This window comes from Micromonospora sp. WMMD964 (genome assembly GCF_029581455.1).
Lineage (GTDB): Bacteria > Actinomycetota > Actinomycetes > Mycobacteriales > Micromonosporaceae > Micromonospora.
The window spans coordinates 2,354,696-2,377,731 of record NZ_CP120860.1 but is presented as its reverse complement, the minus strand read 5'-3'; the positions used below and the strand labels follow the sequence as shown (position 1 = coordinate 2,377,731).

The window sequence follows — 23,036 nt, the reverse complement described above, 5'->3', positions numbered from 1 at the left end:
AGGTGCCTTTACGCCGTCTCCGGGCACCACAACTCCATGATCGACCCGTAAAGGAGGACGGGGGTTAGCGGGGGGTGCGGGGGGCGGCGGCTCGGCGGGCTCGCTCGACTGCTGCCGGGAGGGCCGCCACGACGGCGTCGACGTCGGCCTGGGTGCTGGTGTGGCCCAGGGAGAAGCGCAGCGAGGATCGGGCGCGGTCGTCGTCGGCGCCCATCGCCAGGAGCACGTGCGACGGCTGGGCCACCCCGGCGGAGCAGGCCGACCCCGTCGAACAGGCGATCCCCTGCGCGTCGAGCAGCAGGAGCAGGGCGTCGCCCTCGGAGCCGGGGAAGGAGAAGTGCGCGTTGCCGGGCAGCCGGTCGACCGGGTCACCGTTGTAGATCACCTCGGGTACCGCCCGGCGCACCCGCTCGATCAGGTCGTCGCGAAGGGCGGCCACCCGGGCCGCGTACTCCTGCTGGCCCTTGACGGCGGCCTCGACGGCGACCGCGAAGGCGACGATTCCCGCGGTGTCGAGGGTGCCGGAGCGGATGTCCCGTTCCTGCCCGCCACCGTGCAGCAGCGGCGTGGCCGCCACGTCCCGGCCGAGCAGCAGCGCGCCCACCCCGGCCGGGCCGCCCAGCTTGTGCCCGGTGACGGTCAGCGCGGCCACCCCGCTGGCGGCGAAGTCGACGGGCACCTGACCGACCGCCTGAATGGCGTCGGTGTGGAACGGCACACCGTGCTCGGCGGCGACGGCGGCCAGCTCGGCGACCGGCTGGAGGGTGCCCACCTCGTTGTTCGCCCACATCGCGGTGACCACCGCCACCCGGTCGGCGTGCGCGGCCAACTCGGCGCGCAGGTCCTCCGGGTCGAGCCGACCGACGGCGTCCACCGGCAGCAGGCCGACCTCGGCGCCCTCGTGCTGCGCCAACCAGTCGACCGCGTCCAGCACGGCGTGGTGCTCGACGGCGCTGGAGACCACCCGACGGCGGTCGGCGTCCCGACGAGCCCAGAAGACGCCCTTGACCGCGAGGTTGTCGCTCTCGGTGCCACCGCCGGTGAAGATCACCTCGGAGGGCCGTGCACCCAGCACCGCGGCCACCCGCTCGCGTGACTCTTCGACCCGGCGACGGGCACGGCGACCCGCCGCGTGCAGGGAGGACGCGTTGCCGACCTCGCGGGCGGTAGCGACGTACGCCTCCAGTGCCTCGTCGAGCATCGGAGTCGTCGCCGCGTGATCCAGGTAAGCCATCACCGTCCAGCGTACGGCCGACACGTCGGGAGCCGGATGCCGGAGGGGCTTCACGTCACGTGCCGGGGTGGAACTCACCACCCCGGCACGTGGCGGGCCTCGTCAGGCGGGCACCGCGGTGACGACGATGTTGTCCCGGTACGTGCGGGCCTCGGCGTCGAACGGCCCACCGCACGTGATCAGGGTCAGCCGCGGCTTGCCGTCGCGGGCGAAGTACCGGTCGAGGGGGATCCTGGTCTTGGCGTACTCCTCCCGGGCGACGACCCGGTACCGCCGGGCCGCACCGTCGCTGCCGGTCGCGGTCACCGTGTCGCCCTGGTCCAGCTCCCGCAGCCGGAAGAACGCGCCCCTGCCCTGCTCGGCGCTGTCCACGTGACCGGCGATGACCACCGATCCGGCCGCTGCCTCCAGGCCGGGGCCGTGGCGGTACCAGCCGATCCGGTCGACGCTCGGCGGCACCTCGAACTCGTCGGTCCGCTCGTTGATGCCGACCGCGTCGACGGTGGCGGTGACGTCGATCTCCGGGATCACCAGCCGTACCGGCCCGACGACCTCCGCTTCGGCGGGCAGCTCACCGGCGGTCACCGGGACCGACGGGCCGGTGGCGACGGGCGGTGGGGTGTCGGCGAGGGCTGTCGCCTCGTCGGCGCCCACGTTCGCCGCCGGCTGCGAGCCGCACGCCACCAGGGCGGCGACGGTGAGCGCGGCAACGCCGGCGGCCACTGCCGCCAGCGCGCCGCGGTTGCGCACCGTCACTTGCGACCGGTCCGTGCGGTGGCCATCCGCACCCCACCACCGAGCAGCAGGAGTACGCCGGCACCGGTGAGCACGTACCACCAGGTCTGCACGCCCGTGCCGGCCTGCCCACCGTCACCGCTCGGCACACCGCCGGGGGCGGAGTGCAGGCCGGAGATGGTCTGTGCCACCACACCGAGCGTCTTGCCCTCGGCGGAGCCGATCGCGTAGACGATCGTGGCGGTGCCCTCCTTGAGGTTGAGGTCCGCCGGGCCGATCGCCACGGTCTCGGTGCCGGCCAGCACCACGTCCGCCTGCACACCGCCGGCGTCGACGTCGCCCTTGGCCTCGTTCGGGTTGGTGAGGTCCTCGAAGACCGGGGTGCCACCGGCGCGTACGTCGACCGCCGGGGCGGCGGCGGTGTGCCGGACGACGAGCCGGGCCTTGCCGGCACCGACCTTCGAGACGTCGTTCACGAACGGCGTGATCTTCGGCTGGCCGGCGGCGTCGAGGTGCGCCGCGATGCTGATGTTCGCCCCGCCGGGCACCGCCGCGTCGTCGGCCTTGAGGATCGCGCTGCCGATCGGCTCGCCGGGCTTGGTGAGCGCGATGTCGTAGTCGCCCTCCTCCAGGTTCAGTGGGCCGGCGACGTCACCGGGCTTGAAGTTCTCCAGCGTCTTCTCGCCGTTGACGTAGACGTCGACGGGGGTGTCCGGGATGCCGTGCACGACGGAGACCTTCGACGTGGCGGCGTACGCGGGGGTGGCGGTGAACGCGCCGACACCGGCGAACGTCAACGCGGCGACCGCGCCACCCGCGGCGACCCGACGGACGTACGAGAGCTGCATGTCTGCCTCCTGGTGATAACTGCTGATTCGTCAGGCCTGGCTTGCAGAACGGGTTACGCCGGCTCTCCGACGGGCGGATGCGCCGGAGGCGCACTTTTCTTTTCGGCGGCGCCTGCATCCGGGCGGGGCTCCGGGAGCGAAGAGCTGGTGAGATGACATCGACCGGGAGAGTGGGGCGGAGACTGTGGCAGCTACAGTCGGGCATGCCCCATCGAAGGCGAGCCGCCCGATGACGGCCCCCCGACAGGAACCGGACCCTCCGGTGGACGACCTCGACCTGCGCTTCCGCGACGGCGACGAGGGGGCGCTGCGCGAGGCGTACGACAGGTACGGCCGCGCCGTGCACCACCTGGCCACCTCCATGCTGGCCAACCGCACCGACGCCGAGGACGTCACCCAGGCGACGTTCGTCGCCGCCTGGCTGGGTCGCGACACCTTCGACCCGGCGAAGGGATCGCTGGTCGGGTGGCTGCTCGGCATCGGCCGCCGCAAGGTGATCGACCGGATGCGCGCCTCGGCCCGGGAGACCCGGGTGGTGGAGACCGTGCGGCAACTACCCGAGCCGACCTCCACCGAGCCGGACCCGGACCGGGTGGTGGACCGGCTGGTGATCGCCGACGAGCTGGCCCGCCTCCCGGACGACCAGCGGCGCATGTTGGAGTTGGCCTTCTACGACGACCTGACACACCAGCAGATAGCCACGATGACCGGAGTGCCGTTGGGCACCGTCAAGAGCCACATCCGGCGCGGCATGGCGAGCTTGAAACGCAGATGGGAGGTGGACGGTGCAGCACCTGGACCACGACCGGCTGGTCTTTCTGGCGCTCGGTGAGAGCGAGGCGGACAACGGGGAGAGCACCCACCTCGACACCTGCACGCACTGCCGTGCGGAGCTGGCCACCCTCGAACGGGTGGCGGCGCTCGGCACCGAGACGCAGGGCCTCGCCGACCTGCCCGACCCGCCGGAGCACGTCTGGCAGGACATCATCGCCCAGGTCGGGGCTGCGGAAGCCGGGGCGTCACCGACCGGGTCCGGTCGCCGGCAGGTGCCCGGGCAAGCCGACGCCACCAGCGTCGAGAGGGTCGACGACACGACCACCGGGGCGACGGTCACCCGGTTGGATCCGGCGCGCCGGTCCCGCCGGGGCTCCGGCTGGTCGCGGTGGGCGGCCACCGCGGTGACCGCGGCGGCGGCCGCGGCGGTCGGTGTGGTGGGCACGGTCTCCGTGCTCCGGCCGGACGACCCGACGCCCGCTCCACCGCAGGTGGTGGTGGCGAGCGCGCCACTGGCGGCGTACGGATCGACGCCACCGGCGGCCAAGGGAGACGCGCGGGTTCTCCAGAACGGCCAACTGCATCTGCATGTGGCGAATCTCCCGCGCGTCCCTGGGTACTACGAGGTCTGGCTCATCAATCCGACGACGATGGAGATGTTCTCGGTGGGGACCCTGGGAGGCGGATCGGACGCGCTGCTGCCGCTGCCCCCGAACGTCGACCTCGCGAGTTACTCGGTTGTCGACGTGTCCGCCGAGCAGTACGACAACAACACCCGCCACTCCGGCGACAGCCTGTTGAGGGGCACCCTGACGGGCTGATCGGTGGGCCGGTTCAGCTCCCCGGCCCGCCGATCAGCTCCCACAATGGAAGTGGCCGCCCGTCGCGACGGGCGGCCACTTCCGTGGTGACCGGGTCACTTGCGCTTGCGGATCTCCTCGGCGGCCTGCGGGACGATCTTGAACAGGTCGCCCACCACGCCGAAGTCGGCCAGCTCGAAGATCGGCGCCTCGCCGTCCTTGTTGACCGCGACGATGGTCTTCGAGGTCTGCATGCCGGCCCGGTGCTGGATGGCGCCGGAGATGCCGAGCGCCACGTAGAGCTGCGGGGAGACCGTCTTGCCGGTCTGGCCCACCTGGAACTGGTGCGGGTAGAAGCCGGAGTCGACCGCCGCGCGGGACGCGCCGACGGCGCCGCCGAGCAGGTCGGCCAACTCCTCGACCAGCTTGAAGTTGTCGGCGTTGCCGACACCGCGACCGCCGGAGACGACCACGCCGGCCTCGGTCAACTCGGGGCGGGAGCCCTTCTGCTCGGCGACCCGCTCGACGACCTTCGCGAGCTTGTCGGTGTCGGTGACCGACGCGGTGAGCTGCTCGATCGTCGGGGTGGCCGCCGCCGGAGCGGGGGTGACCGAGTTGGGTCGTACGGTGACCAGCGGCAGACCCTTGGTGACCTTGGCCTTGACGATGGTGGAGCCGGCGAAGGCGACCTGCGTGGCGGTGCCGTCGGCATCCAGACCGACCACGTCGGTCAGGATGCCGTTGTCCAGCTTGACGGCGAGCCGAGCGGCGATCTCCTTGCCCTCCTGGGCGGAGGCCAGCAGCACGGCGGCCGGCTGCACCCGCTTGACCAGTTCGGCCAGCACGGTGGCCTTGGGGGCCACCAGGTAGCCGTCGATGTCGTCACCCTCGGCGGCGTAGATCTTCTCCGCGCCGTACTCGCCCAGCTTGCCGCTCAGCGCCTCGGCGGCGCCGGCACCGCCGAGCACCACCGCGCTCGGGGTGCCCAGCTCGCGGGCGAGGGTGAGCATCTCCAGGGTGACCTTCTTGACGCCGAATTCCTTGGTGGCTTCGACGACGACGAGAACCTCAGACATGTCCAGACCCGCTCTCACACGAACTTCTCGGTGGCGAGGAACTCGACCAGCTTGACGCCGCCCTCGCCCTCATCGGTGATCTTGGCTCCGCCGGAACGCGGCGGGCGCTTGGTGTGCTCGACGACGGCGCTGGTGGCACCGTCGAAGCCCACCTCGGCGGGCGCGACACCGAGGTCGGCCAGCGCGAGCGTCTGAACCGGCTTCTTCTTCGCGGCCATGATGCCCTTGAAGGAGGGGTAGCGCGGCTCGTTGATCGTGTCCCAGACGGAGACCACGGCCGGGGTGGAGGCGGTGACAACCTCGTACCCCTCCTCGGTCTGCCGCTCGACGGTCAGCGTCGCGCCGTCCACGGTGAGCTTGCGGGCGCCGGTGAGCGCCGCGACACCCAGCCGCTCGGCGATCATGTGCGGCATGACCTGGACCCGACCGTCGGTGGACTCGGCACCGCAGATGACCAGGTCGGCATCGAGCTGACCGAGGGCGGCGGCGAGCACCTTGGAGGTGGCGACGGCACAGGAGCCGTGCAGGGCGTCGTCCAGCACGTGCACGGCCTTGTCCGGGCCCATGGAGAGCGCCTTGCGGATCGACTCGGTCGCCCGGTCCGGACCCATGGTCAGGATGGTGACCTCGCCGCCGTGCGCCTCCTTGATCTTCAGCGCCTCCTCGATGGCGTACTCGTCCATCTCGTTGATCACGTTGTTCGCCGAACCGCGGTCGACGGTGTTGTCGTCATTGCGCAGGTTGCGGTCCGCGCCCGAATCAGGCACCTGCTTGACGAGTACGACGATGTTCATCGCGCTTCGACGACCCTCCTGTGTGGTGTTGCGATTCGCTCGCCCGGTATGGGGCGCAGCGTCGCGCGTCGGTCGACGCCAGGTCAACCGCGGGCTGCTGTGCGGTTTCCCACGAGGCAATGTTACCTGCCAGTAGGTTGCGCTCCCGAGGGGCACGGAGTGACACAGCTCACCGACGCCGGGCCGGTCAGGCCGGCTCGGCCAGCGCAATCCTGATCTGGTCGATGGCCGCCGCCTCGGCGGGCGCGACCCCGTCGTGCGCCCGGGCCACCCGGTCCGCCGCGGCCAACACCACCGACCGGTACGCCTCCACGTCCGGCGGCGACTTCTCGCGCAGGATCAGCACCGCCGCACGCAACGCCGGCAGCACCACCGACTCGATCTCCAACTGCGAATCCCGGGGAAGCCGCGGCAACGGGCCGGTGGTCAGCGCCTCCTTGACGGCACCACTGGCGTCGGCGAGCGCGCCGGACGCCGCGATGCTCTCCCGGATCACCCCCAGCACCCCCGGATCGGCGTTGGAGACCAGGAAGACAGCACCGAAGGCACCGGTCTTGATGGTCAGGCGCTCCTCGTCCGTCAACCGCTGCTCCATGATCACGGAGTGTAGACGTACGGGGTGGTGGTGGTGACCGCGACGAGGCCGAGCCGCTGGAGGATCGGCCGGCTGTCCTCGGAACAGTCGACCTGCATGAGCGTCCGCCCCCGCTGCTCGGCCAGCCGGGCCCGGTAGTTGACCAACGCCCGGTAGATGCCCTTGCGCCGCCACTGCGGCAGCGTCGAGCCACCCCACAGCGTGGCGAAACCGGTGTTCGCCGGGAACCGCACCCAGCCGGCGCTCACCACCGTCCCGTCCGCCTCGGCGACCACCACGGTGATCGAGGTCGGGTCGGCGTCGATCTCCTTGGCCAGACCCGACACGAGGTGCGAACGGTCGGCCTGCCAGACCTCCTCCTCCATGGCGGCGATCCGCTCCAGGTCCTCCCGGGACGTCACCTCACTCAGGCGTACCCCCTCGGGGACGACCGGCAGCGCGCCGGCCAGCGGCGCGACCGGCCCGACCACGACGGTCTCCCGGTCCTCCGGCACGAAGCCGGCGGCGCGCAGGCGGTCCGCCAGGTCGGCCGGTTCGTCGTGTTCGTTGAGCTTCCACTCGACCGACTGGCCACGCTCACGGAACAGTCGCACCTGCCGGCCGATCAGCTCGTCCAGCGCGTCACCGGTCAACCCGCCCAGGTCGCGGTAGGTGAGGAACCCACCGGCGTCGAGCCCGATGATGCGGACCAGCGGCCCGTCCCGCTCCACGGTCACCCCGGCCGGAACCGGGTCGGGGATCTCCGGGCGGAGTTGGTTGTCGTAGGCGTCGCGCAGCGCGATCACGTCGAGATCAGTCACCGGCCCAGGCTAAGCGGCATGGGAAGCGGATAATCTCCCTCTGTGTGGGAGGCGATCAGGCGATGGTTCGACCCGGCGGAGCTGCGCTCGGTCGGTGAGACGCCCGACTACCGGTTCTCGCTGGCCAACGAACGGACCTTCCTCGCCTGGTTGCGCACCGGGCTGGCGCTGGTGGGCGGCGGGTTGGCCGCCGCACAGTTCCTGCCGCCCCTGGCGATGAGTCACCTGCGGGAGGCGATCGCGGTGACGTTGCTGCTGCTCGGCGGGCTGGTCGCGATCCGCGCCGTGGACCACTGGGCGCGTACCGAACGGGCCATCCGCCTCGGTGAGGAGCTGCCCGCGTCGCGCTTTCCCGCCGTCCTCGCCATCGCGGTGGGCGCCGGGGCGGTGCTGCTCGTCGTGGCCGTCCTGAGCCGGGCCGTCGGCGGGCGGTGAGCACCGGACGCGATCCGGGGCTGCAACCGGAGCGGACCCGACTGGCCTGGCGGCGCACGCTGCTCACGGTCACGGTGGTGACCGCGCTCGCCATCCGGCTGGCGTCGACCGGAGGCCGGGCCGGGGCGCTGGTCGCCGGTGTCACGGTGCTGTTGTGGGGCGCTCTGCTGGTGCTCTGCTGGCCCCGCGCGACAGGCACCGGAGCGGCCCGCACCGGCGGCCGGACACTACCGCTGGTCGCGTTCGGGACCGTGGGGCTCGCCCTACTGGGAGTGCTGCTGGTGCTCCGCGGACTGGGGTGACGGGAAACGGTGCGCCATGATGGGGGTATGGCCCGGCTTGGCGTACTCCTCTTCCTGGTGCAGATCGTCCTCGCGGTCTGCGCGCTGATCAGCTGTCTCTCCGCCGAGGAGGGGCAGATCCGTGCCCTGCCCCGGATCGCCTGGGTGCTGATCATCTTGTTCTTCCCGCTGATCGGCTCGATCGCCTGGTTCGTCGCCGGTCGGCAGGCCGGCTCCGGCGCCCGCAAGGGCTGGCTGGGCGGCACCGGCTCACCCGAGCGACAGCGTCCCCGAACGGTCGCCCCGGACGACGACCCCGAGTTCCTGCGTTCCGTGCAGGAGCGCGCCAAGCAACAGGACGAGGAGCTCTTCCGCCGCTGGGAGGAGGACCTGCGTCGGCGCGAGGACGACCTGCGCCGCCGCGACGGCGAGCCGCCCCGCGAGGGTGACCGGCCGGAGGTGTGAGCGCGCCGCCGTCGCCCCCGCAGGAGCGACGGCGGCGGCAGGTGCGATTCAGGCCAGGTTCGACGACCTGGGGTACGCGTCGGTCGGGTCGGTGAGCACGTTGACCAGGTACGGCACTCCGGAGTCGAACGCCCGCTGGAGCGCCGGACCGAGGTCGGCGGCCTTGGCGACCGTCTCCCCCGCACCGCCGAGCGCGCTGACCACCGTGTCGTAGCGCAGCTCCGGCTGAAGGTCGGCGGCCACGTCGTAGCCGTACATGGCGCGCATCGGGTGCTTCTCCAACCCCCAGATGCCGTTGTTGCCGACGACGATCACCACCGGCAGCTTCTGGCGGACCAGCGACTCGACGTCCATCAGCGAGAAGCCGGCCGCGCCGTCACCCATCAGCACACAGATCTGCCGGTCCGGGTGACTGACCCGGGCCCCCATCGCGTAACCCATGCCGGTGCCCAGGCAGCCGTACGGGCCCGGGTCCAGCCAGGTGCCGGGCTGCGACGGCTCCAGGTACCGCCCGGCGTACGACACGAAGTCGCCGCCGTCGCCGATGGTGATCGCGTCCGGGGCCAGCACCCGACGAAGCTCGCCGTAGATCCGCGCCGGGCGGATCGGGTCGGTCTCGGCGGCCATCTCGGCGGCGTCCCGCGCCTTCGCCGCGTCCTCGGCGACGCGCAGGTCGGCGATCCAGTCGGAGTGGTCGGTCCGGTCGCCGGCGTGGTCGGCCAGCGCGGAGAGGATCAGGCGCAGGTCGCCGGCGGGGGCGGCGGCCGGCTGCACGTGCGTCGCCCGCTGGCTGGGCGCGTCGACGATGTGCACCACCTTGGCGTCGCCGAAGTCACCGAAGCTGAGGCGGAAGTCCAGCGGGGTGCCCACCACCACGACCACGTCGGCGCCGGAGAGCGCGGCCCGGCGGGCCTTGGCGAACGCGAGCGGGTGCTCCGGCGGGAGCGAGCCGCGACCCATCCCGTTGGTGAAGACCGGAACCTGCAGCGCCTCGGCCGCCTCGCGCAGCGCGGCGACCGCGTCGCCCGCGTACACGTCGGAGCCGGCGATGATGACCGGTCGCTGTGCCCCGGCGATGAGCAGGGCGGCGCGGCCGACCTCCTCCGGGTCCGGCGCGACCGGGTCGACGCCGGTCGCGGCGGGCAGCTCGGCCTCGGCGACCGAGAAGACCGTCTCGAGCGGGAAGTCGAGGAAGGCCGGACCGCGGTGCGGGGTGAGCGCGGCGGTGAGTGCCGCACCCACCGCACGCGGGATGTCGTCGGTGCTGAACACCGTCTCGGCGTGCTTGGTGACCGGGGCGACCAGCGGCAGGTGGTCCATCTCCTGGAGGCTGCCGGAGCCCCAGCGGAACGCGGGCGCGCGGCCACCGAGCACCAGCACCGGGGAGGCGTTGAAGAACGCGCTGGTCATGCCGGAGATGCCGTTGGTGACACCGGGCCCGGCGGTGAGCACGGCGAGACCGGGGCGACGCTGCAGCTTGGCGACCGCCTCGGCGGCGAAGACCGCGGACTGTTCGTGCCGGACGTCGTAGATCGGGAAGTCGGTCTTGTACGCGGCGTCGTACAGCGGGAAGACGTGCCCTCCGGAGAGGGTGAACATCTCCCGTACGCCGTGCGCGCGTAGGGCCGCGAGCGCCAACTCGCCGCCGTGACCCTCGATCCGCTCCGTCATTCGCCGCTCCCCTTCGTTCCTCATGACCGAGGCCCCACGCTACTGGCCGGTAGGAACAATGTGAACCGTTCTCGGCTAAGCCGTGTCAGCGGCCGGTGAAGTCCGGCTTGCGCTTCTCCACGAAGGCCGACATGCCCTCCCGCCGGTCGTCGGTGGCGAACAGCGCCGCGAAGAGCTGGCTCTCCCAGGCCAGGCCCGAGTTGAGGTCCATGTCCAGGCCGCCGTCGACAGCCAGCTTCGCCGCGCGCAGCGCCTGCACCGGGCCCGTCAGGTACGGCTTCACGTAGGCGACCGCGGCCTCGTAGACCTCGCCGGCCGGAACCACCCGGTCGGCGAGGCCGATCCGCAGCGCCTCCTCGGCGTCGACCATCCGACCCGTCATGATCAGATCCTTGGCGCGGGCCGGGCCGACCAGGCGGGCCAGCCTCTGGGTGCCGCCGGCGCCCGGGATGATGCCGAGCTTGATCTCCGGCTGGCCGAGCTTCGCGTCGTCGGCCACGATCCGCCAGTCGCAGGCCAGAGCCAGCTCGCAGCCGCCACCGAGGGCGTACCCGGTGATCGCGGCCACCACCGGCTTCGGGATCCGGGCGATCGCACCGAGAGCGCTGGACAGGTTCGCCGCCCGGTCCGCCATGTCGACATAGGACATCTCGGCCATCTGCTTGATGTCCGCACCGGCGGCGAAGACCTTCTCCCCGCCGTACACGATGACGGCGCGGACCTCGGGGTCGTCGGTGGCGGCCGTCGCGGCGGCGCGCAACTCCTCCTGCACCTGGGTGTTGAGCGCGTTCATCGGCGGCCGCTCCAGCCGGATCGTGCCGATGCCGTCAGTGGTCTCCAGCCGAACGAACTCGCCCACGCTGCCCTCACTTCCTCGTCGAAGTCGCGTGCCAACCTTACGACCCGGCTCGTTTGGGTAAGTAGTGTGGTGTCAGCCCCGTGGGCGGGAGTCCAGCCATGACGACGTACTACGACGACAGGTCGGTGCAGGTCACCTCCACCACCGTCCGGGTCGATGGCCGCAGCTACGCGCTGTCCGACATCAGCATGATCTGGCACCGCCGCGGCACCCGTTCCTGGCGCGTGCTCGCCGGGCGGGGCGCGATCGGTGCGGCGCTCGCCGGTCCGCTGGTCGCGGCGGTGCTCGGCATCGGTGTGGCGGTCTGGCTGCACCGCTCCCCCACCGTGACGATCGCGATCGTCGGCGCGTCGGTGCTGGTCGGCCTGGCCGTCGGGCCCGTCGCCGACTTCCTCTTCGAACATCTGGACCGCTCGTACGCCCGGGGCAGCCGCCAACTGGAGATCTGGGCCCGTTGGCGGGGCCAGCCGGTGCGTCTGCTGCGGACGGGTGACGCGCTGCGCTTCGGGCAGATCTACCGTGCCCTGCAGCGCGCCGTCGAGCACAGCCAACCGGCCCGCCCCGGCGCCCGCCGCTAGCCGTCGCGTCCCGACCTGAGCGGCGGGCGGCGGGCGGCGGGCGGCGGGCGCAGTGTTCGTCCAGTGCCTATGGAGCTGATATCGCAAACGAATCAGACCGGGCCCAGCACCGCGGCGCCACAGCGCCCCGCCGCGACACGGCGACTGACGCCACCGGCCACGACCAGGAAGGACCCCGGCGCCACGACATAGCGGCGCGGCGACACGGCGCGATGACACAGCGATGCCGCCACACGTGATGTCGCAAACGATTCAGCTCCAAAGGACCATCGCGACATCAGCTCCACCCGCCCGACGACGTGCGGCGAATCCGGGGCGGGCCAGGGCCGAGTGCCGGCGGCCGAGCCGGGCGGAAGTTGCCCTCCGGTGGTTAGGCTTAGTGATGACCCTCTATTACCGGGACGACGCGGTGCAGGTGACCTCCGAGTCGATCCGGGCGGGCGGTCATGTGATCGCCCTGTCCGACGTGACGTTCGTCTGGCACGCCCGCGGGCAGAAGACCCTCGCCGTACGCGGCCGGGTGCTGGGTCGCGGTGTCCTGGTCCTGCTGCTCTCGCTGCCACCGCTGGTCGCCGTGGTGTGCGTGCTGTCACTGGCCTGGTCCGCCCAGGATCGGGGCAACTGGCAACTGGCGCTGATCATCCTCGCCGCCTGCGCGGTGGGGGCGCTGGCGTTGACACCGTTCCTGGAGATCCCACTGGGCTGGCTGGACCGCTCCTACGAGCGTGGCAGCCACGTGCACGAGCTGTGGGTGCAGCACCACGGTCGGGAGGATCTGCTGGTGCGTACGCCGGACGCGCTCCGGTTCGGGCAGATCTACCGGGCCGTGCAGCGTGCCGTCGAACAGCAGGGCGACCACCGGTGACCGTCGGCGTCGCCCATCCGGCGGTTGCGGCCCGGTCGACGCACACTTGATCCCATGGCGATTCCCCTCCCCACCCCGACCGCCGTGGTCGGCCTGACCCGTTCCGCTCTCGACCAGGCGCTCGGCTCGGCCGCCTCGTTCGCCGCCGTGCCCGCCCGCGCGTTCGCGGTGCTGGACGGGGTGGAGGCGCTGCTGGCCCGGATCAACGGCGTGGTCGACCGGATCGAGACGACGCTGGACCGCACCGACCAGGTGCTCACCGACGCCGAGGCGGCCGTCCGTGAGGTGGCCGTGATCAGCGCCGCCGCGACCACCGCCATCGACACCGCCACCGAGGTGGCGTCGGCGGCCGCGGTCGTGGTCCAGGAGGCCGACACCGTCGCCCGGGTGGCCGGCACGGTGGTCGCCGACGCCGAGGCGGTGGCCGGCCGGGCTGCGGTGACAGTGGGCACCGCGACGGAGGCGGCGGCCACGGCGGCCGAACTGCTGGCGGCGTACGAGCCGGCGCTGCGGCGGGCCGCGCCGATGACCGAACGGTTCGTCGAACAGCTCAGTCACGAGGAGATCACCGCCGCGATCCACCTGATCGACGAGCTGCCCAAGCTCAAACAGCATTTGACGGCGGACATCCTGCCGATCCTGGCCACCCTCGACCGGGTCGGGCCCGACCTGCACGATCTGCTCGACGTGACCCGTGACCTCAAGCTCGCCGTGGCCGGCATCCCCGGGCTGGGCATGCTGCGCCGACGCGGGGAGAAGCTCAGCGACGACGACGCCGGTTGAGCCCTCGGTTCAGGCCGGCGCGTACAGCTCGTCGATCTCGGCGCGCTGCGGAAGCGCCACCGAGGCACCGAGCTTGCGTACGCAGGCGGCACCGGCCGCCGACGCCCAGCGCACCGCGTCGACCAGGTCGCGTCCCTCGCCCCAGCCGACGGCCAGCGCGGCGGTGAACGCGTCACCCGCTGCGGTGGAGTCGACGACGTCGACGCGTACCGGCGGCACGTGCACCTCGACGCCGTCCCGGTCGACGTACCAGGCGCCCTCCCCACCGAGGGTGAGTACGGCCCGAGGAGTCAGGTCCAGCAGCGCCCGGGGTTCTTCCCGACCTCGACCGGCGAGCGTGCGCGCCTCGCCCTCGTTGACGACCAGCAGGTCCACCGACGCGAGCAGCTCGGGCGGGAGATCGCGGGCCGGGGCGGCGTTGAGGATGACCCGGGTGCCGGCGGCGCGGGCGGCCACCGCGGCGGCCGTCACCGTCGACACCGGGATCTCCAGTTGGGCGACGAGGACGTCCGCCGCGCTCACCGTGGCCAGCTCGTCCTCGGTGAGACCGGTCAATGCGTCGTTCGCGCCGGGGGTCACCATGATGGCGTTCTCGCCCTGGGCGTTCACCATCACCAATGCCACGCCGGAGGTGCCGTAGACCACCCGTAGTTGGCTGGTGTCCACCCCGGCCGCCGTGATGCGGGCCTTGAGGGTGACGCCGAAGGCGTCCGAGCCGATCGCGCCGAGGAAGGCACAGGACGCGCCGGCCCGGGCCGCGGCGACGGCCTGGTTGGCGCCCTTACCGCCGGGCACCATCATGAAGTCGGTGCCGAGCATGGTCTCGCCCAGTCTCGGCAACGCCGGCGCCATCGCGACCAGGTCCATGTTGGCGCTGCCCACCACGGCGACGCGGGTCTGCGGCACTGTCGTCTCCGCCCTGACCGTCGCTCAGGCGGCCCGAGCGGTGTAGCGGTCGCCGGAACGCTCGACCACCAGCGGCAGGCCGAAGGTCTTGGAGAGGTTGTCGCCGGTCAGCGTCTCGGCGAGCAGGCCCTGGGCGACCACGCCACCCTCCCGCAGCAGCAGCGCGTGGGTGAACCCCGGCGGGATCTCCTCGACGTGGTGGGTGACCAGCACCATCGCCGGGGCGTCCGGGTCGTACGCCAGCTCGGCCAGTCGGGCGACCAGGTCCTCCCGACCACCCAGGTCGAGCCCGGCGGCGGGCTCGTCGAGCAGCAGCAGCTCCGGGTCGGTCATCAGGGCACGGGCGATCTGCACCCGCTTGCGCTCCCCCTCGGAGAGGGTGCCGTACCGGCGTTCGGCGAGCCCGCCGACGCCGAGCTGGCTCAGCAGTGCCCGCGCCCGCGCCTCGTCGCCGCGGTCGTAGTTCTCCCGCCAGCGGCCGACGACCGACCAGGCGGCGGTCACCACCACGTCGCTGACCTGTTCGTCGGCGGGCAGCCGTTCGGCGATCGCGGCGGTGGTGAGCCCGATGCGGGTACGCAGCTCGTTGACGTCGGTGCGGCCGATCCGCTCGCCGAGCACGTGCGCGACACCGGTGGTGGGGTGCAGTCGGCCGGCGGCGAGGTTGAGCAGTGTCGTCTTGCCCGCGCCGTTGGAACCGAGCACGACCCACCGCTCGTCCAGCTCGACACGCCAGGTCAGGTCCTGCAGGAGGGCGGTGCCGGAGCGGCGTACGCCGACGCTGTCGAGGCTGACCACCAGATCCGGGTCGACGGGGGCGCCGGCAGCGCCGGGGAGCAGGTCACCAGTCACCGCTCCATCCAACCACGCAACGACGAGGCGCCCCCCACGGGCGGCGCCCCGGCCATAGGGTGATGCACCGTGTCGTTGCTCACCAAGACCGAAGGACCACTCATGCCCCGCCGAGGTACGGAGCCGCGCGGATGAGCGCGGCCATCGAGATCGAGGGTCTGCGCAAGACCTTCCACACCCTGCGCAACGGCCGACGGGTGGCGGTTGACGGGTTCGACCTGCTGGTCGAGGAGGGCCAGATCCACGGCTTCCTGGGGCCCAACGGTTCAGGCAAGACCACCACGCTGCGCGCCCTGCTCGGGCTGGTACGCCCGGACGGCGGACGGATGACGGTGCTGGGTCAGCCGTCGCCGGAGTTGCTGCCCCGGGTGGCGGGCCAGGTGGGCGCCATCGTGGAGAGTCCGCAGTTCTTCGGTAACTTCACCGGTCACCGCACCTTGCGCCTGTTGGCGCGCGCCGGCGGGGTGCCGGTCTCCCGGGTGGACGAGGCCCTGGACCTGGTGGGCCTGCGCGACCGGGGCGACGAGCGGGTGAAGGGCTACTCACTGGGCATGAAGCAGCGCCTGGCGGTGGCGTCCGCGTTGCTGAAGGACCCACGGTTGCTCATTCTGGACGAGCCGGCGAACGGGCTGGACCCGGCGGGCATCCGGGAGATGCGGGACCTGATGCGGTCGTTGTCGGCGCAGGGGGTGACCGTGCTGGTGTCCAGTCACATCCTGGGTGAGATCCAGCTGATCTGCGACCACGTCACGATCATCTCGCGGGGGCGTCGGGTGGCGGCCGGCCGGGTGGACGAGGTGCTGGCGGGTCACGACCGGCACGAGTTCCTGGTGCGGGTGGCCGAGTCCGAGCGTGCCGTCGAGCTGCTGCACGCGGCCGGGATGACGGCGGTCGTCGACGGCGAGGCGCTCGTGGTGAGCGGGGTGAGCGACCCGACGGCGGTCAGCCGGGCGCTCGGCGAGCAGGGTCTGTGGGTGGGCGAGCTGACCCCGCTCCGGCCGGATCTGGAGAGCGTCTTCCTGGAGCTGACGGGCGCGTACGACCATCCGTCGGTGCCCCGCCAGGTCGACGACTCGCACCTGCCGTACACCGACCAGGGTGGCGCGGTGATCGACATCGATCGGGGAGTGGACGCGTGAACCTGGTCCGTGCAGAGGTGGAGCGACTGTCGGCCCGTCGCTTCGTGCAGCTCATGGTCGTCCTGCTGGCGTTCGCCTTCGCGGTCACGGCGGCGACCACGCTGGCTGGTTCGCACAAGCCCAACGCGGACGAGTTGAACTCGGCGCGGGCTCAGGCCGTCGAGGCGCGGCAGGCGATGGACCTGGCTCACCAGCAGTGCCTGGCGCGACAGAACGGCACTCTTCCGCAGGGCGACATGGAGAAGTACTTCCCTGAGGAGTGCTCGGACATCGACCCCGTCCGGCAGGATCGGCTGCCGATCGCCGCGGACTTCCTGCCGGGGGTGTTCAGCTTCGCCAAGCAGGCGCTGCCGCTGCTCTATTTCCTCATCGCCTTCCTGGTGCTGTTCGGGTTCCTGGTCGGTGCCTCCTACATCGGCGCCGACCTGAATTCCGGTGGCGTGGTGAACCTGCTGCTCTGGCGACCACGCCGGTTGACCGTGCTCGCGACCAAGTTGGGCACCCTGCTCGGCACGGTGCTGGTCCTGGCCGTGATCGCGTCGGTGGCCTACCTCGGCACGTTCTGGGTGATCGGGCAGACCGCCGGGCTACCCGGCCGGCTGAGCGGTGAGTTCTGGCGTTCGCTCGGCGCGGTGCATGTCCGTGGCCTGGTGCTGGTGCTGCTGGCCTCCGCGTTGGGCTTCGCGATCGCGACCCTGGGTCGGCACACGTCGGCGGCGCTGGGGGCGGCCGCCGCGTACCTGGTGGTGTGGGAGTTGGGCGGTCGCCTGATCCTGGAGATCGTCGACGCCCGACGACCGGACCGGTTCATGCTCTCCAGCCACATCCAGGCCTGGCTCACCGCCAGGGCGGATTTCTGGGACACCTGCCCCGGCAGCTCGGGCACCGCGTACTGCGATGGCTCCTACAGCCTGACCTGGGGGCCGGCCCTGGTGGTGTTGCTCGCGCTCACCGGCGGGCTGACCGCGGCGGCGTTCGCCGTGTTCCGTCGTCGTGACCTGATCTGAGTCGAGTCCGTCGGGCCGGCCGTACCCGGGCCGGCCCGACGGATCGGCAAGAGCTTGCAACCCGTCGCCCTGCGGTGAAATATTCCTTCACATGACCGCCGCAGCGGGCTCAGCCGACGGTGGAGCCGAACACCTCGTCGCGCACGGCGTCCAGCGCGGTGCGCAGCGCGCCGTGCAGGATCGGCTCCTCGGTCAGCCCGGTCGGCACCACCCGAGGTCGGACCAGGGTGATCGCCGCCACCTCCTGCTGCACCCGGTCGGCGAGCGCGGCGCCACCGGCCTGACCCACCTCGCCGGCGAGCACCACGAGCGGCGGGTCGAGCACCACGCAGGTGCTGGCCACGCCGATCGCGAGCCGGCGGGCCAGCTCGTCGAGCATCGGGCCGCCGTCGGCGCCGGCCGCGACGGCCGCGCGGACCGCCTCGGCGGCGTCGGCGTCCGGGTAGCCGTGCTCACCGGCCACCGCGCGCACCGAGTCCGCGCCGACGAGCTGCTGGAAGGCCGGCTTGGCGCGACGGGAGACATCACGCGGGATGGGCGCGCCGGGCACCGGCAGGTAGCCGATCTCGCCGGCCGCTCCACTGCTGCCGTGGTGCAGCCGCCCGCCCAGCATGATCGCCAGCCCGACGCCGGCACCCACCCACACCAGCACGAAGTCCGAGAGCCCCTGCGCGGCGCCGGACTGCGCCTCGGCCACCGCGGCCAGGTTGACGTCGTTCTCGAAGACGACCGGGGTGTGCAGGTCCTCCCGCAACGCGGCGAGCAGACCGCTGTGCCAGCGCGGCAGGTTGAAGGCGAACGTGATGTCGCCGGTGCCCGGGTCGACCAGGCCCGGCGTGCCGAGCACAATCCGGCGTACGCTGCTCAGCTGCGCCTGCGCGCTGCTCGCGGCCTGCACCACGGCGTTGTGCACCACACCCACCGGATCGTCGGTGTCCCGGGTCGACTGCTCCACCCGCCCGATGACCGCACCGGTGATGTCGGCACAGGCGGCCACCACCCGGTCCGGCCCGACGTCGACCCCGACCACGTGCGCGCTGCTCGGGCGAACCGCGTAGAGCTGGGCGTTCGGCCCCCGCCCGCCGGCCTGCTCGCCGACGCGCGTGACCAGACCGCGCTCCTCCAGCCGCTCGACGAGCTGCGACGCGGTGACCTTGGACAGCCCGGTCAGCTCGCCGAGCCGGGCCCTGGTCAGCGGACCGCGTTCGAGGAGCAGTTCCAGCGCGGCACGGTCGTTGAGCGCCCGCAACAGGCGGGGGGTGCCGGGTAGCCGGGTCGCACTCATGACACGTCCTCTAGTTTTAGTAAACTTTGCTAACTGTAAACCGACCTGCGAACGGGTAGCCGTAGCGTAACGGTCACCCGACGGTGGGACGCTCGGCCGACTCGGCAGGGCCAAGACCACCACAGGTATGACGTTTCGTACCCGCCGGGCACCGAAGGGGGAGATCACGTGGGGCTGGATCCAGGACTGCGCCGACTGGCGCTCGGCACGCTACTGGCCGCGTACCCGGGGCCGGTCCCGCCGGACTGGGCGGTCGACCTGCTGACCGACGGGCTGGCCGGGCACACCCTGTTCGGCACCAACGTGCACGACCCGGCGCAGGTGGCGGCGAGCACCGCCGCGCTGCGCGCCGGACGACCGGACGTGCTCATCGCCATCGACGAGGAGGGTGGCGACGTGACCCGGCTGGCGCACGCCACCGGCAGCCCGTACCCCGGAAACGCCGCCCTCGGCGCGATCGGCGACGTGGCGCTCACCCGACGGGTCTACCAGTCGATCGGCGCCGAACTGGCCGCGCTCGGCATCACCGTCAACCTCGCCCCGACGGTGGACGTCAACACCGCCGACGACAACCCGGTGATCGGCACCCGGTCCTTCGGCGCGGATCCGGTGCGGGTCGCCGCCCACTCGGCCGCCGCCGTGGCCGGCCTGCAGGCGTCCGGCGTGGCCGCCTGCGCCAAACACTTCCCCGGGCACGGTGCCACGATCACCGACTCCCACCACGAGTTGCCCACCGTGGACGCACCACTGACCCTGCTGCGCCAGCGGGACCTGCCGCCGTTCGCGGCGGTCGTCGCCGCCGGGGCGCGGGCCGTGATGACCGCGCACATCCGGGTTCCGGAGCTGACCGGGAACGACCCGGCCACCTTCAGCCGGGCCGTCCTGGTCGACCTGCTCCGCTCCGAGTACGGCTTCACCGGCGCCGTCATCACCGACGCCCTGGAGATGAAGGGCGCGGCGGTGGCTGCCGGCGGGGTGGGCCCGGCCGCCGTCCGCGCTCTGGCCGCGGGCGCCGACCTGCTCTGCATCGGCGCCAAGGTCGACGTCGAGCTGGTCGAGCTGGTCGCCGCCGAGATCGTCGGCGCGCTCACCGACGGCCGGTTGACGACCGCGCGAGTCGAGGAGGCGGCCGGTCGCGCCGCCGAACTCGCCGCTTGGACCCGGGCCGCCGTCGCGTCGCCGACCACCCCCGACAACGACCTGGGGTACGCGGCAGCGCGGCGAGCCGTGCGGGTGGACGGCCTGCTCACCGGCCTGGACCAACCACTCGTCGTGCACCTGCACACCGAGTCGACGATCGCCGAGGGGCGGGTGCCGTGGGGCCTCGGTCCACACCTCGACGGCGTGCAGGAGCTCCGGGTGATCGCCACCGAGGCCGACCCGTCGGGGCTGCGCGGGCTGGCCGGTGACCGACCCATCGTGCTGGTCGGGCGGCACCTGCACCGCCTTCCCGGCGGGCCGGAGCTGATCACCGACCTGGCCGCCCAGCACGCGGTGACGGTGGTGGAGATGGGCTGGCCGGCACAGTGGCGGCCGGCCGGCGTACGCGCCTTCGTCACCACCTACGGAGCGAGCCACGCCAACGGGCGTGCGGCGGCCGAGGCGCTCGGCCTGACCGGGTGAACGGAGCGATCGACCCCGGTACGGCACGCTACGTCACCGGCAGTTGAGCTACCGTGACCGGCCCAGCCGCAGGTCAAGTCCACTTTTCGACACTCCGAACCGACAGCCTAAGCCTTGCTCCACGCCTGTTCGATACGTAGCGTGATCGACATGTTCCGGCTCGCGCAGAGCGTGACCGGCGCACCGGAGCCGGGGCCTGGGGGGAGGTTGCGGACCGTGGATCCGGCCCGGGATCCACGGTCCGCGCCCATTACCGGCCTGCTGGCCCGCTCAGCGTGGGTAGACCCCGTACGCCCGCCAGCCCCGATCCGGGAACCCGGCCGCGTCGGCGACCCGGGCGGACGCGTGATTGTCCCGCTCGTGCAGATAGGTCGGCACCGCTCCCTCGTCGAGGACCCGCCGTGCCGCCTGCGCCACGAGCCGACGGGCCAGGCCGCGCCCCTCGGCGGCCGGCACCGTGCCCACTGCCAACTCGTGCCCGTACGCGTCGTGCCGTTTGATCCCGGCACCCGCCAGGTAGGTGCCGTCCGGGTCACGAACCACCAGCACAGGTTGGTCGAAGAGCCGCAACCAGGGCGGCAACCCGGGAGCCGTCGGCTCGGTCCACTCCCCCACGTCGGGAAGCGGCGCGGGAGCCACGCTCCACCGGAAGGCGCCGTCGTGCACGCACCACTCCGGCAGCCCGACGGCCTCCGGCAGCGCGGCGAGCAGCCGATCGGGCGTACGCCGCACCAACGAGCGGATCGCCGCCACCCGCTCCGGTGCCACGGAGAGGACACCGCTCTGCCCGGTGTCCACGGCGAGCGCGGGGCGCAGCCGACCGTCCCAGGCCGGTTGGGCCCGTCGGCGCGAGGCGACCACGTGCAACCCCGGCCCGGCCGGCCACTGGCCGAGCCAGCTGGCCAGGTGCAGTTGGAGCCGCCGGTCGAGCATCAGACCTCCCCGTCACCCGGCCCGTCGTGGATCACCGTACGCCGGGTGGCCCGATCGGGCGGACGAACCGTGCGGGCCGGACCCGACCGCGCTGGCGCGGAACCAGGCGAACGAATCGACCGTCATATCTATTTCCATACCTGGACACCTTTGTTTGGGACGGTGAACGCATGCCGATGCAGCCGAGCGACAACTACCAGCAGGACCCCGAGCGACTCTGGCGGGCGGCGGAGACCGTCGGCGGCATCCCTCCGCAGCCGCGCTACCGCCACCCCCGCGCGGTCGGCGCCGGCGACCTGTCGTGGAGCGGGCTGAACAAGATGTCCTCCGGCAGTTCCACTCGACACCGCCTGAACCGCCACTGACGCACCAGCGACGGACCGGGCCCTGGCGGTCCATCGCATCCTCGCGGCGGACAGCCAGCACCGCCACTTCCGGCTACCCGACCTGATCATCGCAGCGACCGCGGAGCAGCACGGCGCTACGGTGCTGCACTACGACGCCGACTACGACAAGATCAGCGCCGTCACCGGTCAGCCCACCGAGTGGGTCGCGCCGAAGGGCAGCCTCTGAGGCTCCCGCGTGGGCGACACACCGGGGAGGTCCAGCGGCGGCTTTCGCACACCTGTCGGGTAATTTCTTGTGGTCCGGCATCCCGGCCAACGACAGGAGAAGCTCCGCGCATGGGCAAGAAGACGATCCACGTCTCCGACTTCACCGGCACGGTTCTGCAGCAGGACGACGAGGTGGTCCGCGTCGTGGTGCTGGAGCACCCGGACCTGGTCGCCGGGCCCGTGCAGTTGGACGCCACGCCGACCGAGGTGGAGAACATCGACGACGCCGCCCTGGACGTGGCGGTGGTCGAGATCCACGACCGGCACGGCGGCGGCGAGCCCCGCCGGGTGGTATTGACAGCCAGCGAGTTCGACGCGATGGCCACCGACGTACCGATGGCCCAACTACTGAAGACGGCCGAGCGGGTCCGCCCGCCCAAGGCCCGCAAGAGCGCCGAGAAGATCGACTACGGCACGCTGGAGCACGCCGGCAAACCGCACCGTGGTCGGGTGACCGAGGAGGAGGCCCGACTGGTACGCGAGCAACTCGACGAGGTCAACAAGCGCCTCGCCGACGCGGGCGTGCGCCAGATCGACCCTGCCGATCCGGAGCACGCCCTGCGCTACGGCTTCTCCGACGCCTCCTGACCCGACCGCGTCAGCAGGCCTTCTTCGCCTTGTCGCGGAAGGCGGTCTCGGTGACCGCCTTCCGCTTTCCCGCCGTCCCACCGGTCAAGACCTGCTCCGGCCCGAGCCCGGTCACCTCGGCCAGTGTGAAATGGACGGGGACGGCGTTGTGCCGATCCCCATAGGCGGCGACGGAGTATTCGGTATCGGGTTCGAAGGCGGTGAGCGTCTGCTCGTCGGCCGTCCAACCCGTCGGGGGCGCGAAGAAGGTCACGTCCCTCACCTCGCCGCCACCGTCGCGGTCGATGGTCCACCTCTCAGCCGGCGTGACGTCGACGGTGTAGACGCTGATCCGGTCGGCGGTGAATTCAGCACACTCCGCCAGGACCAGAGCCGGTTGCCCGTCGACCACACGTACCGCGAGCACCGGCTTGTCCGCCGGGGAGCAGGCGGTCAGCCCCGCCAGGGCGGCGAGCGTCACCAGGACGCCCACCGCCCGGACCCGTGCGCTGGTCAC

27 protein-coding genes and 1 pseudogene are annotated in these 23,036 nt (G+C 72.1%); 14 read left to right on the top strand and 14 right to left on the bottom strand.

All coding sequences use genetic code 11. The features are described from left to right. Window positions 1–64: 64 nt before the first annotated feature. From O7616_RS11160 to O7616_RS11150, 3 genes are all read right to left on the bottom strand, one after another. Window positions 65–1,234: a cysteine desulfurase family protein gene (locus O7616_RS11160; RefSeq protein ID WP_282306735.1), complete on the bottom strand. Its 1,170-nt coding sequence runs from the start codon at window positions 1,232–1,234 to the stop codon at window positions 65–67. A gap of 102 nt (window positions 1,235–1,336) precedes the next feature. Beyond that, entirely contained in the window at window positions 1,337–1,990 is a 654-nt protein-coding gene (locus O7616_RS11155) for a class F sortase (protein ID WP_282306734.1), read from the bottom strand. Then, window positions 1,987–2,817, bottom strand: a complete 831-nt coding sequence (locus O7616_RS11150; protein ID WP_282306733.1) for a DUF4397 domain-containing protein — start codon at window positions 2,815–2,817, stop codon at window positions 1,987–1,989. The genes O7616_RS11155 and O7616_RS11150 overlap by 4 nt, the downstream gene beginning before the upstream one ends. 229 nt (window positions 2,818–3,046) lie before the next feature. On the opposite strand from O7616_RS11150, the gene O7616_RS11145 reads away from it, so the two are divergent. Together O7616_RS11145 and O7616_RS11140 are read left to right on the top strand one after the other, a co-directional pair. After that, on the top strand, window positions 3,047–3,649 hold the full coding sequence (locus O7616_RS11145; RefSeq protein WP_282262128.1) for a sigma-70 family RNA polymerase sigma factor: 603 nt from the start codon (window positions 3,047–3,049) through the stop codon (window positions 3,647–3,649). After that, window positions 3,603–4,412, top strand: coding sequence for an anti-sigma factor (locus O7616_RS11140; protein WP_282306732.1), 810 nt, complete (start codon window positions 3,603–3,605; stop codon window positions 4,410–4,412). The genes O7616_RS11145 and O7616_RS11140 overlap by 47 nt, the downstream gene beginning before the upstream one ends. Window positions 4,413–4,507: 95 nt before the next feature. On the opposite strand, the gene O7616_RS11135 is transcribed toward O7616_RS11140, so the two are convergent. The 4 genes from O7616_RS11135 to O7616_RS11120 form a co-directional block, all read right to left on the bottom strand. Next, on the bottom strand, window positions 4,508–5,467 hold the full coding sequence (locus O7616_RS11135) for an electron transfer flavoprotein subunit alpha/FixB family protein (RefSeq protein ID WP_282306731.1): 960 nt from the start codon (window positions 5,465–5,467) through the stop codon (window positions 4,508–4,510). 14 nt (window positions 5,468–5,481) lie between these two features. Then, the gene (locus O7616_RS11130; RefSeq protein ID WP_282262131.1) at window positions 5,482–6,261 is read right to left on the bottom strand and encodes an electron transfer flavoprotein subunit beta/FixA family protein; all 780 of its coding nucleotides are present in this window, start codon (window positions 6,259–6,261) and stop codon (window positions 5,482–5,484) included. A gap of 187 nt (window positions 6,262–6,448) precedes the next feature. Continuing rightward, window positions 6,449–6,862: a hypothetical protein gene (locus tag O7616_RS11125; protein ID WP_282306730.1), complete on the bottom strand. Its 414-nt coding sequence runs from the start codon at window positions 6,860–6,862 to the stop codon at window positions 6,449–6,451. Then, window positions 6,859–7,656: a GNAT family N-acetyltransferase gene (locus tag O7616_RS11120; RefSeq protein ID WP_282306729.1), complete on the bottom strand. Its 798-nt coding sequence runs from the start codon at window positions 7,654–7,656 to the stop codon at window positions 6,859–6,861. The genes O7616_RS11125 and O7616_RS11120 overlap by 4 nt, the downstream gene beginning before the upstream one ends. Window positions 7,657–7,698: 42 nt before the next feature. On the opposite strand from O7616_RS11120, the gene O7616_RS11115 reads away from it, so the two are divergent. The 3 genes from O7616_RS11115 to O7616_RS11105 are packed head-to-tail and all read left to right on the top strand — an operon-like array spanning window position 7,699 to window position 8,837. After that, complete coding sequence (locus O7616_RS11115; protein ID WP_282306727.1) at window positions 7,699–8,091, top strand: DUF202 domain-containing protein; 393 nt, start codon at window positions 7,699–7,701, stop codon at window positions 8,089–8,091. Then, entirely contained in the window at window positions 8,088–8,393 is a 306-nt protein-coding gene (locus O7616_RS11110; protein ID WP_282306726.1) for a DUF202 domain-containing protein, read from the top strand. Before O7616_RS11115 ends, O7616_RS11110 begins: the two co-directional genes overlap by 4 nt. A 27-nt stretch (window positions 8,394–8,420) precedes the next feature. Continuing rightward, window positions 8,421–8,837 (top strand): PLD nuclease N-terminal domain-containing protein, encoded by a 417-nt coding sequence (locus tag O7616_RS11105; protein ID WP_282306724.1) that lies wholly within the window; start codon window positions 8,421–8,423, stop codon window positions 8,835–8,837. A gap of 48 nt (window positions 8,838–8,885) precedes the next feature. Here the strand turns inward: O7616_RS11105 and O7616_RS11100 are convergent, their stop codons facing one another. After that, a complete protein-coding gene (locus O7616_RS11100) occupies window positions 8,886–10,508 on the bottom strand; it encodes an acetolactate synthase (protein ID WP_282262139.1) in 1,623 nt (540 codons plus the stop codon). Between the two features lie 85 nt (window positions 10,509–10,593). Beyond that, window positions 10,594–11,367 (bottom strand): enoyl-CoA hydratase-related protein, encoded by a 774-nt coding sequence (locus O7616_RS11095; RefSeq protein ID WP_282306722.1) that lies wholly within the window; start codon window positions 11,365–11,367, stop codon window positions 10,594–10,596. A 98-nt stretch (window positions 11,368–11,465) separates the two neighbouring features. Here O7616_RS11095 and O7616_RS11090 point away from each other — a divergent pair, with 98 nt between their 5' ends. From O7616_RS11090 to O7616_RS11080, 3 genes are all read left to right on the top strand, one after another. Continuing rightward, window positions 11,466–11,945, top strand: a complete 480-nt coding sequence (locus O7616_RS11090; RefSeq protein WP_282262142.1) for a DUF6232 family protein — start codon at window positions 11,466–11,468, stop codon at window positions 11,943–11,945. A gap of 382 nt (window positions 11,946–12,327) precedes the next feature. Beyond that, window positions 12,328–12,810: a DUF6232 family protein gene (locus O7616_RS11085; protein ID WP_282306720.1), complete on the top strand. Its 483-nt coding sequence runs from the start codon at window positions 12,328–12,330 to the stop codon at window positions 12,808–12,810. 54 nt (window positions 12,811–12,864) lie between these two features. Beyond that, the gene (locus O7616_RS11080; protein ID WP_282306718.1) at window positions 12,865–13,593 is read left to right on the top strand and encodes a hypothetical protein; all 729 of its coding nucleotides are present in this window, start codon (window positions 12,865–12,867) and stop codon (window positions 13,591–13,593) included. A 9-nt stretch (window positions 13,594–13,602) separates the two neighbouring features. Here the strand turns inward: O7616_RS11080 and O7616_RS11075 are convergent, their stop codons facing one another. Together O7616_RS11075 and O7616_RS11070 are read right to left on the bottom strand one after the other, a co-directional pair. Beyond that, window positions 13,603–14,499: a ribokinase gene (locus tag O7616_RS11075; RefSeq protein WP_282306716.1), complete on the bottom strand. Its 897-nt coding sequence runs from the start codon at window positions 14,497–14,499 to the stop codon at window positions 13,603–13,605. A 24-nt stretch (window positions 14,500–14,523) separates the two neighbouring features. Then, window positions 14,524–15,351, bottom strand: coding sequence for an ABC transporter ATP-binding protein (locus tag O7616_RS11070; protein WP_282262147.1), 828 nt, complete (start codon window positions 15,349–15,351; stop codon window positions 14,524–14,526). A gap of 131 nt (window positions 15,352–15,482) precedes the next feature. Here O7616_RS11070 and O7616_RS11065 point away from each other — a divergent pair, with 131 nt between their 5' ends. Beyond that, window positions 15,483–16,490, top strand: a complete 1,008-nt coding sequence (locus O7616_RS11065) for an ATP-binding cassette domain-containing protein (protein ID WP_282306715.1) — start codon at window positions 15,483–15,485, stop codon at window positions 16,488–16,490. Further along, entirely contained in the window at window positions 16,487–17,497 is a 1,011-nt protein-coding gene (locus O7616_RS11060; protein ID WP_282306713.1) for an ABC transporter permease subunit, read from the top strand. Before O7616_RS11065 ends, O7616_RS11060 begins: the two co-directional genes overlap by 4 nt. A gap of 109 nt (window positions 17,498–17,606) precedes the next feature. Here O7616_RS11060 and O7616_RS11055 read toward each other — a convergent pair whose 3' ends face one another. After that, window positions 17,607–18,782, bottom strand: coding sequence for an ROK family transcriptional regulator (locus O7616_RS11055; protein WP_282306711.1), 1,176 nt, complete (start codon window positions 18,780–18,782; stop codon window positions 17,607–17,609). Window positions 18,783–18,950: 168 nt separating this feature from the next. Between O7616_RS11055 and O7616_RS11050 the strand changes: the two genes are divergently transcribed. Continuing rightward, on the top strand, window positions 18,951–20,405 hold the full coding sequence (locus O7616_RS11050) for a glycoside hydrolase family 3 N-terminal domain-containing protein (RefSeq protein ID WP_282306709.1): 1,455 nt from the start codon (window positions 18,951–18,953) through the stop codon (window positions 20,403–20,405). Window positions 20,406–20,675: 270 nt separating this feature from the next. On the opposite strand, the gene O7616_RS11045 is transcribed toward O7616_RS11050, so the two are convergent. After that, window positions 20,676–21,338 carry a GNAT family N-acetyltransferase gene (locus O7616_RS11045; protein WP_282306708.1) on the bottom strand — a complete coding sequence of 221 codons (663 nt, stop codon included), beginning with the start codon at window positions 21,336–21,338 and terminating at the stop codon, window positions 20,676–20,678. Between the two features lie 170 nt (window positions 21,339–21,508). Here O7616_RS11045 and O7616_RS11040 point away from each other — a divergent pair, with 170 nt between their 5' ends. From O7616_RS11040 to O7616_RS11030, 3 genes and pseudogenes are all read left to right on the top strand, one after another. Continuing rightward, the gene (locus O7616_RS11040) at window positions 21,509–21,703 is read left to right on the top strand and encodes a DNA repair protein (RefSeq protein ID WP_282306707.1); all 195 of its coding nucleotides are present in this window, start codon (window positions 21,509–21,511) and stop codon (window positions 21,701–21,703) included. Window positions 21,704–21,713: 10 nt separating this feature from the next. Then, window positions 21,714–21,911: pseudogene (locus O7616_RS11035) on the top strand (PIN domain-containing protein); the annotation flags it as partial. 110 nt (window positions 21,912–22,021) lie between these two features. After that, window positions 22,022–22,540, top strand: coding sequence for a hypothetical protein (locus tag O7616_RS11030; protein ID WP_282262156.1), 519 nt, complete (start codon window positions 22,022–22,024; stop codon window positions 22,538–22,540). 10 nt (window positions 22,541–22,550) lie between these two features. Here O7616_RS11030 and O7616_RS11025 read toward each other — a convergent pair whose 3' ends face one another. Further along, window positions 22,551–23,036 (bottom strand): hypothetical protein, encoded by a 486-nt coding sequence (locus O7616_RS11025; RefSeq protein WP_282306706.1) that lies wholly within the window; start codon window positions 23,034–23,036, stop codon window positions 22,551–22,553.